The 13,321-nt window shown below is 45.2% G+C and carries 13 protein-coding genes; 1 reads left to right on the top strand and 12 read right to left on the bottom strand.

Annotated elements, in window-relative coordinates:
• Positions 1–11: 11 nt before the first annotated feature.
• The 11 genes from M3234_RS05225 to M3234_RS05175 form a co-directional block, all read right to left on the bottom strand.
• Positions 12–905, bottom strand: coding sequence for a R2-like ligand-binding oxidase (locus tag M3234_RS05225; RefSeq protein ID WP_262303694.1), 894 nt, complete (start codon positions 903–905; stop codon positions 12–14).
• Between the two features lie 46 nt (positions 906–951).
• The gene (locus M3234_RS05220; RefSeq protein WP_262303693.1) at positions 952–2,469 is read right to left on the bottom strand and encodes a long-chain-fatty-acid--CoA ligase; all 1,518 of its coding nucleotides are present in this window, start codon (positions 2,467–2,469) and stop codon (positions 952–954) included.
• Positions 2,470–2,762: 293 nt separating this feature from the next.
• On the bottom strand, positions 2,763–3,164 hold the full coding sequence (locus M3234_RS05215; protein ID WP_262303692.1) for an acyl-CoA thioesterase: 402 nt from the start codon (positions 3,162–3,164) through the stop codon (positions 2,763–2,765).
• 80 nt (positions 3,165–3,244) lie between these two features.
• Entirely contained in the window at positions 3,245–4,015 is a 771-nt protein-coding gene (locus tag M3234_RS05210) for a 3-hydroxyacyl-CoA dehydrogenase (RefSeq protein ID WP_262303691.1), read from the bottom strand.
• Positions 4,016–4,036: 21 nt separating this feature from the next.
• Positions 4,037–5,188 (bottom strand): thiolase family protein, encoded by a 1,152-nt coding sequence (locus tag M3234_RS05205; RefSeq protein ID WP_262303690.1) that lies wholly within the window; start codon positions 5,186–5,188, stop codon positions 4,037–4,039.
• A 41-nt stretch (positions 5,189–5,229) separates the two neighbouring features.
• Entirely contained in the window at positions 5,230–6,381 is a 1,152-nt protein-coding gene (locus M3234_RS05200) for a CaiB/BaiF CoA transferase family protein (protein WP_262304117.1), read from the bottom strand.
• 206 nt (positions 6,382–6,587) lie between these two features.
• Positions 6,588–7,802 carry a class I adenylate-forming enzyme family protein gene (locus tag M3234_RS05195; protein WP_262303689.1) on the bottom strand — a complete coding sequence of 405 codons (1,215 nt, stop codon included), beginning with the start codon at positions 7,800–7,802 and terminating at the stop codon, positions 6,588–6,590.
• Entirely contained in the window at positions 7,750–8,115 is a 366-nt protein-coding gene (locus tag M3234_RS05190; protein ID WP_262303688.1) for an AMP-binding protein, read from the bottom strand. The genes M3234_RS05195 and M3234_RS05190 overlap by 53 nt, the downstream gene beginning before the upstream one ends.
• An 84-nt stretch (positions 8,116–8,199) precedes the next feature.
• Positions 8,200–9,345 carry an acyl-CoA dehydrogenase family protein gene (locus M3234_RS05185; protein ID WP_262303687.1) on the bottom strand — a complete coding sequence of 382 codons (1,146 nt, stop codon included), beginning with the start codon at positions 9,343–9,345 and terminating at the stop codon, positions 8,200–8,202.
• A 27-nt stretch (positions 9,346–9,372) separates the two neighbouring features.
• The gene (locus tag M3234_RS05180) at positions 9,373–10,164 is read right to left on the bottom strand and encodes a crotonase/enoyl-CoA hydratase family protein (protein ID WP_262303686.1); all 792 of its coding nucleotides are present in this window, start codon (positions 10,162–10,164) and stop codon (positions 9,373–9,375) included.
• A 34-nt stretch (positions 10,165–10,198) separates the two neighbouring features.
• The gene (locus M3234_RS05175; protein ID WP_262303685.1) at positions 10,199–11,140 is read right to left on the bottom strand and encodes an MBL fold metallo-hydrolase; all 942 of its coding nucleotides are present in this window, start codon (positions 11,138–11,140) and stop codon (positions 10,199–10,201) included.
• A 186-nt stretch (positions 11,141–11,326) separates the two neighbouring features.
• Here M3234_RS05175 and M3234_RS05170 point away from each other — a divergent pair, with 186 nt between their 5' ends.
• On the top strand, positions 11,327–11,932 hold the full coding sequence (locus M3234_RS05170) for a TetR/AcrR family transcriptional regulator (RefSeq protein WP_262303684.1): 606 nt from the start codon (positions 11,327–11,329) through the stop codon (positions 11,930–11,932).
• 82 nt (positions 11,933–12,014) lie between these two features.
• On the opposite strand, the gene M3234_RS05165 is transcribed toward M3234_RS05170, so the two are convergent.
• Positions 12,015–13,235, bottom strand: coding sequence for an ABC transporter substrate-binding protein (locus M3234_RS05165; RefSeq protein ID WP_262303683.1), 1,221 nt, complete (start codon positions 13,233–13,235; stop codon positions 12,015–12,017).
• Between the last annotated feature and the right edge of the window lie 86 nt (positions 13,236–13,321).

Genomic DNA, 13,321 nt, shown 5'->3' with positions numbered 1-13,321 from the left:
TTTTAAAATAGTTAAAGAACCCCAATCTCGCTTTCTGTCACTTTATAAATCTCTTCGATTTTCTTGCCCCGGGCTCGTGCCAAAATGTCCATTCTTACGGCCAGCTGCTTCATCGTAAAATTCATCACATCATCTGGATTCCCGCCAAAGGCACTGACTTCCCTTCCTTGAATGCCATCTTGGTTGAGTTGAATCGATAATGGAGCCAATTCCCCCATCTTAGCGGCAATAAATTCATAGAGATGGGGATGTTCGCAAATCAGTCGCTGCAGCAGGAATGTGCCATAGCCGATATGCCTTGACTCATCCCGCTTTAAATGGCCAATCCCTTCCAAAAGCCCGGGCATGATGCCAGCTGTTTCCAGAGAGTTATAGAAGGAGAAGTACCCGGTTTCGGCCAGTACCCCTTCGACAAACATATTGTACACAACCGATGCCTCGGCAATGGCTTCAGGGGACTGGTCAGTCACCAGACGTTCCATTGCTGTCGGAAGAATCTCATAGAATATTTTTTTATAAGTATCGGAATGGAAATGGGATAGGTCCCCTGTTTCGCCAAGCGCATTTAACACCCTGCGGAAAAATTCGGTATGCTTCGCTTCCTCGAACAAGAAGGTCGTTAAGAACATTTCCTCCTCAAGCCGGCCCTCTTTGGCGATTGCCATCATCAATGGCAGCAAGTCTAAAGTAACCGCCTCTTCACCAGCCTGGAACAGAGACAGAAGTCTTAGAATATCTTCTCGCTGTTCCGCAGTCATCATCTTCCAATCCTCGGCATCCTTCGAAAAATCAATATCCGCCGGGTTCCACGTCCCCACCCGCTTAGCTTTTTGGTACAAGCGATACGGGAAGGAATCCTCCAATAATCCCCTTGTGCTGGTTGTCAAAATCGTTCTTTTTTCCATGACAAAATCTCCCCTCTCTACTTGAGTTTTTATCAAAAAGAATCTTCTACCGAATCACAATATCTGCCGCTGTTTTCCTAAGATGTGTCTTCAGAATTTTCCCGACACCATTTCGCGGCAACGCTTCCATAAAAACAATATGCCGAGGAGTTTTTCGTTTCGAGAGGTGTTCCTGACAATAACGGATCAGCTCTTCCTCGGTTACTTGGGCCTCTTGCTTCTTCACAACACAGGCCACCATTTCCTCACCCATCCGCTCATCGGGAATCCCGATGACGGCTGCCTCTGCCACCCCCGCATGGGCATTCAAAATCTCTTCGACATCTCTTGGATAAAGGTTAAAGCCGCCGCGGATAATTAAGTCTTTCTTACGGTCGACAATGTAAACATAGTCCTCATCATCCTGACAGGCCATATCGCCGGTGAATAACCAGCCATCCCTCAGCACCCGCTGTGATTCCTCTAAATTTTGAAAATAGCCCGGCGTGACGTTATCGCCACGGACAATTAACTCGCCCACCTCACCGCGGGGAACCTCAACACAATTGTCATCGACAATTTTTACTTCAACTCCGGGGATTGGAATCCCGACAGAGCCCGGTTTAATTTCCAGGCCTTTTCTGTGTGCGGTCACAACTGGTGCGGCTTCAGACAAACCGTATCCTTCATACACCTTGGCGCCAAACTGTTTCTCGAAGGCATGGAGCAAGGCGACAGGAAGCGGAGCAGAGCCGGAACCCACCGATTCAAGGCTGGATGTGTCATATTGGTCCGCTTGCGGGTACGATACGAGTGCGTATATCATGGCCGGAACGGCAGAAAATGATTTAACCTTGTATTTTTCAATGGCGGCCAGCACCTCTTTTACATCAAACGAGGAAAATACGACAATGGAACCGCCTGTCAAATATGTTACATTGGAGACTGTTAACCCATATACATGGGCAAGCGGCAGTACTCCCAGAGTGGTGCCACGTTCGGTCTCGTTATGCTTTGCTGAATTATCCGCATTGGAATATAAATTTTTATGGGTTAACAAAACTCCTTTTGGATTTCCGGTAGTTCCAGAGGTGTAGAGAATCACGGCAGTGTCTTCCGGTGTGACATCATCGGGTACGGTATCGTCTTCCTTGCCCATAACATCATAGAAGTTTCTCGTCCGGTCATCGCTTGGACGGTCCACTACAATCACTACGGGTCGCGTCGGCAATCCTTTCAGCGATTTTTCAACATTTTGAAGAACATAGGAGGAGGTAATGACTACTTTTGCCCCGGAATTAAGGGCAATATAATGAAGTTCCTTTGGATGGAGCATGAACATGACTGGTACAATGATGGCCCCTGCCCGAGTGATCGCCTGGTATGCAATCAGGACTTCCGGACAGTTGGGCAGACAAACCATGACGCGGTCGCCCTTTTGGATTCCCAGTTTTCTTAAGCCGTTGGCAAATTGGTCGGCGAAGTTTTTTGTTTCAACATTTGTGAGGGTCCGCTCTTTGAAAAATAAAAACGGATACTCGCCAAATTCAGCGATATTATTTTCAAGCAGGTCTTTAAGCTTCACTAAATCCTCTCCTCTTTAAGATTTTTCTTGCATTCACACAGTATAGATCAAAGAGAATCCAAACAAAATTATTTTGAAAACGCTATCATTTTCTTGGTAGTTTTAACAAAAGAAAAGTAGAAACACTCCTTTCGCACTAACTAGTTGGTATGTAACCAAGTTTTAATATATACAAAATTTTCTAAATATACAATATTTATCGTTAGACAAATTTCTCGGTAGCTTTAGTAGACTATGAACCTATCAATAAAAACAGCGGCCAGCATGGAACGCTGCCACTGTAATAAATCATTTTATTGGGTACATTTAAAATGGCGGGCAATCTCATCGATCACCGGAACCCCTTTTCTGGTCGCAGTATTAAACATTACAAAGGTTTTTGAGGCTTCGGTAATCAGGACGTCGTCTTGGTTGTAAATTTCTTGTTTTACCGAAAAGCTTTTGGTCCCAACGTTGGTCAAAGTTGTTTTTACAAACAGGGTATCCCCCAATCTTGCTTCCTTAATATAAGAAACATCCATTTTTAGCACAACCGTGCCGAGATCTTTTTCCCTTAACTCGCGAAAACTCACCCCAGCCTGTTTGTACCAATTACCGACACCCTTTTCCAAAAAAAGGATATATTTTAGGTAATTCACATGGCCGAGCTGGTCGATGTCTTCGGGTGAAACCATAATTTTTGTCACAGTCTGCATTTGACTCTCCTGCCTTTTAAGATGGAATCTCTTTTTAAAATAAACCTCCAGTTCTTTGCGCTGGAGGTTTATTTTGCTATTTATTTTGGCTGCATCCGGATCGCGCCGTCAAGTCGGATGGTTTCGCCGTTTAGCAATGGGTTTTCAACAATGCTTTTAGCCAAATGAGCATATTCAGATGAGCGGCCCAAACGCGGCGGAAATGGAACCATCGCTCCCAATGCCTGGCGGACTTTCTCTGGCGCACCGGCAAATAATGGCGTGTCAATGAGTCCCGGGGCAATCGTCATCACCCTGATCCCATGACGGGAAAGATCACGGGCAATCGGCAGCGTCATGCCAACAATGCCGCCTTTTGACGCACTATACGCGGCCTGGCCCATTTGGCCATCAAATGCGGCAACAGAAGCAGTATTGATAATGACGCCTCTCTCGCCTTCTTCATTCGGCGCGTTTTGCGCCATTTTTTCCGCAGCCAGGCGAATCACGTTAAAGGTACCGATTAGATTGATTTGAATAACTCGTGTAAAGCTGCCAAGATCGTGAGGCTTTTCTTTGCCAACGGTCTTTTCAGCCACGCCAATTCCTGCGCAGTTCACCAATACATGAATGGCACCGAACTTTTCAATCGTTTGATTTATAGCATTAACCACATCTTCTTCACTTGTTACGTTAGTTTTTATAAATAGAACGCGGTCGGAGCCCAGTTTTTCAACTAGTGCTGCCCCTTTGTCCTCCTGCAAATCAAAGATGGCGGCATATCCTCCATTCTCGACAATCGTTTCAACGGTGGCTTCCCCAAGACCAGAGGCGCCACCTGTCACAACCGCTACACTGCCATTAAGCTTCATGGAAAAAACTCCTCTCCTGTTTTAGCTGATTCTTTCAATAATTGTGGCATTGGCCATGCCGCCGCCTTCACAGATTGCCTGCAGACCATAGCGGCCGCCGCTTCTTTCCAATTCATGCAGCATCGTAATCATCAAACGGGCACCGGATGCGCCGAGTGGATGGCCCAATGCAATCGCCCCGCCGTTTGGATTCAGCTTTTCAGGGTCGGCCTTCAGCTCATCCAGCCAAAGCATCGGAACTGGGGCAAATGCCTCATTAACCTCATAAGTATCCATGTCTTCAATCGTAAGGCCTGCTTTTTCCAGGACTTTTTTCGTCGCAATTGACGGACCGGTTAACATTAAGGTCGGGTCGGAGCCGACTACAGAACGGGCTACAATTCGGAATCGCGGTTTTAGGCCCAGCTCATCCGCTTTTTCACGTGACATTAATAGAAGTGCGGACGCGCCATCGCTCATTTGGCTGGAGTTTCCGGCGTGAATGACTCCGTCCTGGGTAAAAGCAGGCTTTAGGGAAGCCAATTTTTCCAGTGAGGTATCCTTTCTTGGTCCTTCATCCTGAGTCACTGAAACGGTCGACCCATCCGCTAGTTTTACCTCAAGCGGCATGATTTCGCGGTCGAACCGGCCTTCTTCCTGTGCCTTAATGGCTCTGCGATGGCTCTCAAGCGAGAATTCGTCGAGCTGGCTGCGGGAATATCCCCATTTTTCGGCAATCCGCTCGGCGGATAAGCCCTGGTGAATCATTTCATATTTGGAGGTTAATTCTTCGCTCCAGTCAGATTCCCGGCGGGTTGCGCCCATAGGGATTCTTGTCATGCTTTCCACGCCGCCGGCAATGACAACATCCATATCGCCGCTCAAGATGGCCTGTGATGCAAAATGAATCGCCTGCTGGCTAGATCCGCATTGGCGGTCAATCGTCGTACCGGGTACGTGAATCGGAAAATCGGCCATTAAGGCGGCATTGCGGGCAATATTTAATCCTTGTTCTTCGACTTGGCTGACACAGCCCAAAATAACATCTTCTACAAGATCCGGAGAGATTCCGGCGCGGTTTACCACTTCTTTCAGAACCTTTGCCGCCAATTCATCAGGGCGGACTGAACCAAGGATTCCCTTCCTTTTCCCTACCGGAGTACGGACCGCTTCAACAATTACAACTTCTCTCATTCTTGTAACCTCCTAAAATATCAAATTTGCAGGACTTAACATCATTTTTCTTTGGTTGATTTAAGTAGTCCTAATTCTTGTAAAATCTCTTCATTATGTTCACCGAGACCTGGCGCGAACCGAACAGTTTTCACCATGGTCCTCGAAAGTTTAATAGGATTTGCCACTTGCCTCATCTGGCCATATTCCGGGTGGTTTTCCTCTTCAATCATGCCCCGGTGCTGAATTTGCGGGTCGTTTACCATTTCCTCCATCGTCAGGACAGGAGCAACGCAGGCATCGACTCCGTCGAAGAGCCCTACCCATTCCGTTAGCGTTTTTGTTTCGATGATAGCTTGAATCTCTTTTTTCATTCCGGCTTGTTGTTCAGGTGGCGCGTTTAATTGGTTAATTAACTCTTCCTTACCAATTACTTGGCAGAAATTTTTCCAAAACTTCATTTCGAGTGCCCCTACCGAGAGATAGCGATGATCCTTTGTCTCATATGTCTCATAACAGGCCATGCCGCCATTTAAGACCAGTTCCCCCCGCCCAGGCAACTGCCCGCTTACCAAGTACGATGGCAGCATTGTCTGCATCCAGGAAACGGAACCGTCCAGCATGGAAATGTCTATAAACTGGCCTTTCCCTGACTTTTGAGCCTCGATGATTGATACTAGAATGCCGACGACGCCCATCAAAGCACCGCCGCCTAAATCCCCGATTTGAACGGATGAACTGACAGGCTTTCGATTTTGTTCTCCCTGTAATTCTAGTAATCCGGAATAACCTAAAAAGTTAATATCGTGGCCGGGAATATCTTTATAGGGGCCTGTTTGGCCGTAGCTAGTTATCGCACAATAAATCAACTTGGGATTATGTTTTTTCAGTTCTTCATACCCCAGACCCAAGCGGTCCATGACACCAGGCCGAAATGATTCGATCAATACATCGGCCGTCCTCACCAATTCGACAAAGACTTCTCTATTCTGATCTTGTTTTAAATCAAGGCTCATACTCCGCTTATTCCGATTTAACGAATGAAACATCGCGCTTAAGCCGCCAATTTTTGGCTCCCACCAGCGCGCATAATCCCCGATCGTTGGATCTTCTATCTTAATCACATCCGCCCCAAAATCAGCCAGCATTAACGAACAATACGGCCCCGGCAATAGCCGCGTCAAATCCAGGACGCGAATCCCCTCCAAAGGCATACTCAACTCCCCCACCCCTCTCACAAGAAAATACCTATCAAAAAGAAGTCCATCTATTTCCAATAATACCAATTTTCATACTTTTCTACAATATATTTATTTTTTAAACACAAATTCAACAAGGTGCCTGACACCACAAAAAGACAAATTTCAGGTTTTGTCCGTCTGGGGCGGACACCTTGGAAAATGCATACTTAGTTGGCATTCTATTTTACTGCGGCGCTTTTGTAGGTTTCTCTTAGTTGGTATTTTAGGATTTTCCCAGAGGCGTTGCGTGGGAGTTGGTCCATTTGGTAGTAGATTCTCGGAATTTTATAGCCGGCGAGTTCATGGCGGCAGTATTGCTTGAGCTCTTCTTCATCCATCCTTTTGCCCGGCTTCGGTACAATAACGGCGGCGACCGTTTCACCCCAGACCTCATGGGGAACGCCAATCACCGCTGCTTCCAAAATATCAGGGTGTTTGTACAGCACGTGTTCTACTTCTGTGGAATAAACGTTCTCCCCACCGGAGATAATCATGTCTTTTTTCCTGTCTACCAATGTGAGAAAGCCATCATCGTCGATACTGGCGAGGTCCCCTGTATAGAGCCAGCCATTCTTCAGGACCTTTGCCGTTTCTTCCGGCTTTTTATAATATCCTTTCATGACAGATTCACACCTGATAATAAACTCCCCGACTTCGCCCGGCTTCACCTCTTCACCGTTGTCATCTACGACTCTAGCATCTGTTCCAAAAGATGCCCTTCCCGAGGCACCAAACTTTGTTTTGTGTTCCTCCGGAAGAAGATATACTCCACCGGGACCTCCTTCGGTTTGGCCGCACATATTAAAGAATTGATCGGTCCCGAACATCTCCATCGCTTGTCTCAATAGCGCTGTCGGCATTGGTGCTGCACCGTAACCGCATCGCTTCACACTTGATAAATCATATTGTTCCCGGTTCGGTACCTGAAGCAGGAAGTTATACATCGTTGGAACGCCAAAGAATAGGCTAATTTTGTATTGATCAATATCCTTTAATGTTTGGACAGGATGAAATTCCTGACGGACAATTTGGGTGCAGCCAAGCATCGTCCCAGGCACAAGGAACAAATTTAACTGGGCACAGTGAAATAACGGAGCAAGATGAAGCAATTGATCTTCCGGTCCCATTTTAAACATGATGATGGTTCCTAAGGCAACATGGAGTACGCGGTGGTGATCGAGGACCACTCCCTTTGGCAGCCCTGTGGTTCCAGAGGTATATAATATTTCGGCATCATCAGATTCCAACACTTCAATAAAAGGGTCTTGCACGGAGGAGCTTTGAAACTCTGATAGCAACAATTGATTTTCTCTTATAGATGAACCTGCAATGACTTGAAGCCTAATTTTGTCGTTCCCTTCCGACGCCTTTTGAACAACATCTGCCAAATTCATCGGCAAATACGATCATCGAATCGGAATCGTCCAAAATATAGCTGGCTTCCTTGGCAGTTAAACGAAAATTAACAGGAACAGCCACCCCGCCTGCCTTCAAAATACCATAATAAACAAAACAGAATACGTCCGAGTTCTTCATCATCAGGGCAATTTTATCGCCCCTTTTGACTCCATAACTGACGAGAGCATTGGCTATTCGATTTACCTGCTCATTATATTGCCTATAGGTGTATACGCTTTCACCAAAGATAATCGCTTCCTTATCAGGATTGTATTTTGCATTCCGTTCAAGAGCTTCAAAAAGGTTCATTTATATTTCCTCCCATACCCTTTTAATAGAATTGGAATACTCGGCCGAAGCCGGAAAAATTTCACCACACTCTAGCAAATTACCCTACAACCCCATATTTTTGGCAATGATCGTCTTCATAATTTCATTGGTGCCAGCATAAATCGAACCGACGGCAACATCGCGGTATCTTCTAGCAATCTCGTATTCTTCCATATAGCCGTAGCCTCCATGAAGCTGCATGCATTCCGCGGCCACATCTTTGGCCAAATCCGTGAGCCACCATTTGGCCATCGAAACCTCATTAACAACATTTTTCTTTTCCATATGGTCGACAATCAGCTTGTCAACGAATGTTTCGCCAATCTTAATTTTCGTCGCCATTTCGGCAATCTTGAATTGGGTATTTTGGAATTTGCTGATTGGCTTGCCAAAAGCTGTGCGCTGTTTGACATAATCGACAGTAATATCAAGCATATGCTTAGAGGCTGTAATGCTGCCGATGGCGAGCATCAAACGCTCCTGCTGCAGCTTTTGCATTAGGTAATAAAAACCTTTGCCCTCTTCCCCAATCAGATTTTCCCGTGGTACCACCGCATCCTCAAATATCAGTTCAGAGGTATCATTGGAATGCTGTCCCATTTTGCGAAGCTTTTTCCCTTTCTTAAACCCAGGTGTCCCCTCTTCGACGACAATTAGGCTGATTCCTTTGTGCCTTGGGGTCGCGTTTGGATCCGTCACGCAAACCACAATAACAAAGTTGGCCGAATATCCATTGGTAATAAATGTTTTTTCTCCATTTATAATATAATGTTCACCGTCTTTTACAGCCGTTGTTTTGACTGCGGCCAAGTCGGAACCTGTCCCCGGCTCGGTCATAGCGATGGCAGAAATCATCTCCCCGCTGACCGCTTTCGGCAGCCAGCGCTGCTTTTGTTCTTCGGAGGCAAATTCACCGATATATGGCATGACGATATCATTATGAAGCCCGATACCGCCCACTCCTGCGCCCACTTTATCCAGCTCTTCCGTAATCACCACCGAATAGCCGAAATCTGCGTTGTAACCACCATATCTCTCATCGACCCATGGGCAAAGGAAGCCCTGCTCACCGGCCTTTTTCCAAAATGATTTCGGAACCTGCTTCGCTTCCTCCCATTCTTCAAAAAATGGATACGCCTCCTTTTCCAAAAATTTTCTGAACGACCGTCTAAAAATTTCATGCTCTTCGGATAAATATGGTTTACTCATGAAAATGCCCCCTTCTAAAAATCAAAATTATTTCCCCGTCCAATTTGGTTTCCGTTTTTCGGCAAATGCCCGCGGTCCCTCTTTGGCATCGTAGCTTGCAAACACCTTGCCGGCATATTCCTGATTAATCGACCACGCTTCCGGAGGAAAGGCAACAGTTGTATCCAAGCCCCGGTAGACAATTTCTTTACTTGCCTTTACTGCAAGTGGCGCATTATCAATGATTTCTTCGGCAAGAGCGATGGCGGCATTCAGAACCTGTTCATGGGGAACGACTTCATTTACTAGTCCCCACTGTTTAGCTTCTTCCGCTGTAATCGGCTTGCCTGTAAGAATGGCATGCATGGCCACCTTTAACGGAATTTGCCTAGGAAGGCGCAATAAACCTCCAGCCCCGGCAATCAAGCCCCGCTTCACTTCCGGTAATCCGAAGGAGGCCCTATCGGAGGCGACAATTAAATCACAGGCCAAGGCAATTTCCGTGCCGCCGCCAAGGGCAAACCCGTTCACCGCTGCAATGACCGGCTTGGAAATATGATGTCTGACAATCCCCGCAAATCCCCATTCCTGCATTTCTTCGGTAGTGGAAAATCCACCCGAGCCGATTTCCTTTAAATCGGCACCAGCTGAAAAAGCGCGGTCCCCTGCCCCTGTGATGATCGCCACCCAAAGGTCCGGGTCTTCATTGAATTCTTTCAATGCCGTTCCCGTTTCCAGCCAAAGCCGACTACTAACCGCATTCAATGCTTCTGGCCGATTAAACGTGATCACAGCAATGCGGTCAATTTTTTCAACGATAATCGCTTGATAATCCATCATGCTTCTCCGTCCCCTTTCAGTTTCCACAAAAACATCAAATTGCTTCGTAATACCAGATTCCATTAATAAGGCCTTTTTTGCATTGATTGTTGTGTAAGAGATATTCTAGATGGGCAATGGTTTCGCCAATCGCAAACCTGGTTTCGTGGATGTTCAAATTATGAAAGAGATGGCTGTTGACTTCGTAGATGGTGGCAGGGTGTTTGATTGCTTCATATGTTTGGTCTAATCGTTCGTGATGGTGGCGGCGTAATTCTTCAATTCTATTATTTGCGTTTCGAAACGGGCGGCCATGGGAAGGAATCACGTAATCAGCGTTCAGCAGTTTGACTTTTTCAAGAGATTGGAAAAATGAGTACAGTGGATTAGGATCACCTCGAAACCAGTAAGAAATGTTAGGTGATATTTTTGGAAGAATATGATCAGTAGAGAATAGGATACTATGATCCTTGTTAAATAAGGTGATCAACCCATCGGAATGTCCCGGGGTAAAAATAACCTCATATTGTAATTTTCCAAATTGGATTTTCATTCCTTCATCCAAGTAATGATTTACACTAGGGTATGGTGTTACCTTTGCATTAAAGCTTTTTTCATCGGTGGTTAACTCTCTCGATAGGGTTTTGTCGGGAAGACCGCATGTATCATAATTCTCATCGGCCAGCATCGCCGACTCTGGCTCCCAAACAGTTAATCCGGCATCAGCATCTGTTTTTGTCATCCAAACCTCGGCATTGGTTAATTGCTGAAGGGTTCCGGCATAGCCAAAATGGTCAGGGTGATAATGAGTAATAATTATATTTTTGACATCATGTATATCAATAATCGGCTGCCATACCTCTCTGGATACATCAGTATTCAACCCGGCATCGATAATCGTCCATCCCTTTTCTCCTTCGGCAATAAAGCAATTGACATGGTTTAAGCGAAATGGCAGTGGAATGGTCACTTGAGTAACTCCTATTTCAGTAAGCAAATGGTATATCTCCTTCCAAACAGCATTTTGATAGCGATTTTATCTAATAAAATAATACCAATTTTTAGATAATTCCACAATCAGTTTATTTTTTAAATTTATGTTTAATTTTCAACCCGACTTCTATACTATTTATCCGGGTTTTAGTATACTATTCATAAATAGCTTCCAATGGAGAGGATAAAGATGGCTTCATTCAGGGAACAAAAAATTGCCAGGAAAAAGAGAGAAATCCTTCGTTCGGCAGCAGCTGTTCTTGCGGAAAAAGGATATCATGGCACAACGATGGAAGAAATAGCCGCTCAGCTATTAATGACAAAGGGTTCTATGTATTACTATTTCAAAAATAAAGATGATATTCTTTATCATTGTCATCAAATGATCATGGAATTGAGTCTCGAAAAAATTGAAGAAGTGGCAGGCAGCAACTTGAATCCCGATGACAAGCTTCAGAGTGCCATAAAAGCTCACATCCTGCTGTCAATTGAAGAAAAATCGATGTTCATGATAATGGACAAACCCTCGCAAAAGTTTACCGAGGATCAATTGAAAGAAGTGCTCGATGCCCAAAAAAAGTATGCTCACTTTTTTGACCAAATTCTAAATGAAGGAGTCGAAAAACAGGTTTTTGAAATTCTGGATATTAAAATGGTCAGGATGATCATTCTCGGTGCATTAAATTCCATCCAGCATTGGTACAACCACGACGGCCCGCAAACAGGCGAAGAAATTGCCTATGCATATGCTGCAAATCTTCTTAAGATGGTGGTTAAGCCCTCCCTTCAAAAATAGGAGGGTTATTTTTATGACAAGAAATTCAAAAATTCCCCTTGAAAACTAACATCCAAGGGGAACCAATTATAAATTGCCGTTATTATTTTATCTTGATTGGTACGATCTTACCATCTTCGATTGCAGCCACTTCCAAGTCGCCATCGAAGCCGCCGCCGGTAAATTTGTTAAATTCATAGATTCTTACATTGTCAGGGATGTTTTCCACACCCTTTTGCATCGCGCCGATAATTTTATCCACATCGTCGACTGAACCAGCCGCCTTCATAGCCTCGGCAAACATATGCATTCCGATGTAATTCAGGCCGGCTTCAGAACCTGGGATCTCTTTATATTTTTCCTGATATTTTTTAAGGAAATCAGGAACAGCAGGGCTGTCAGAGTGTTGTAGTGGCATTACGCCAATCGCGCCATTGAGAAGATCATAGGAACCGGTTACGGCTTTCATTTCATCGAACTTTGCCTGGTCCATTACGATAAATCCGCCTTTAAAGCCAAGCTCACGCGCCTGTTTTGCCACTTTTGCAGTTGGCTCAGATGGACCGCCGATAAATAATACATCCGGCTTTTCTTTAAGAGCATTGGTCACAAGCGTAAAGAAATCTGTTTCCTTTGAAAAGTCGATAGCTGATTCAAACACAACCTTGCCGCCGGCTTTTTCCCAGAACGGTTTTAGATGTCCGGCCCAGTCTTTTCCGTACTGGGAAGCGGTCGGAAGAAATGCGATTTTCTTGCCGAACTTCTCCATGGAATATTCGGTAAACGGCTTCAAGTATCCATCGTAACGAGGCGGGATTCGAACCGTCAATTCGTTGCCGACATCGGATACCTTCGGCTCACTTGTGTAAGCCCCGATAATAAATTTATCCGACTGCTTGTTGAACACCTGAAGGGCAAAGACACCACCGCTGTGCGGAGTGAAAATAATTGGTGTTTTGTTTTCTTGCAATAATCGCTTGGCGTTGGCCCCTGCTTCGTTTGGCAGGTATTTATCATCAAGGGACACTACATTAAACTTGTATTTTTTGCCGGCAACTTCAATACCGCCGGCACCATTAATTTCTTCAACTGCCATTTTTAGACCATTTAGGGTACGCTCACCATAGAAGGCCGCTGGTCCGCTAAGTGGCCCTGTATAACCAATATTTACGGTTCCCGCTTCTTCTGTTTTGGTGTCTCCCCCACCTCCGCCAGCAGATGGCTTGGTATTGGCCGGCTTTTCTGATGTACTGTTACATGCGGCCAGACTGAAAATCATGACGAAAATAAAACCTAGCATTAATAAAGATTTCATTCGTTTCATTGGTTTTCCCCCTCTTATTATTGAAAAAATCTTCAGACACCGCCAGTGATGAATCTATCTTCTCTTCACCACCCCCTTTAAATAAA

This window comes from Neobacillus niacini, from assembly GCF_023715785.1.
GTDB classification, from domain to species: domain Bacteria; phylum Bacillota; class Bacilli; order Bacillales; family Cytobacillaceae; genus Neobacillus; species Neobacillus niacini_E.
The sequence above is the reverse complement of the archived record's forward strand: the minus strand, read 5'-3'. Positions and strand labels throughout refer to the sequence as shown.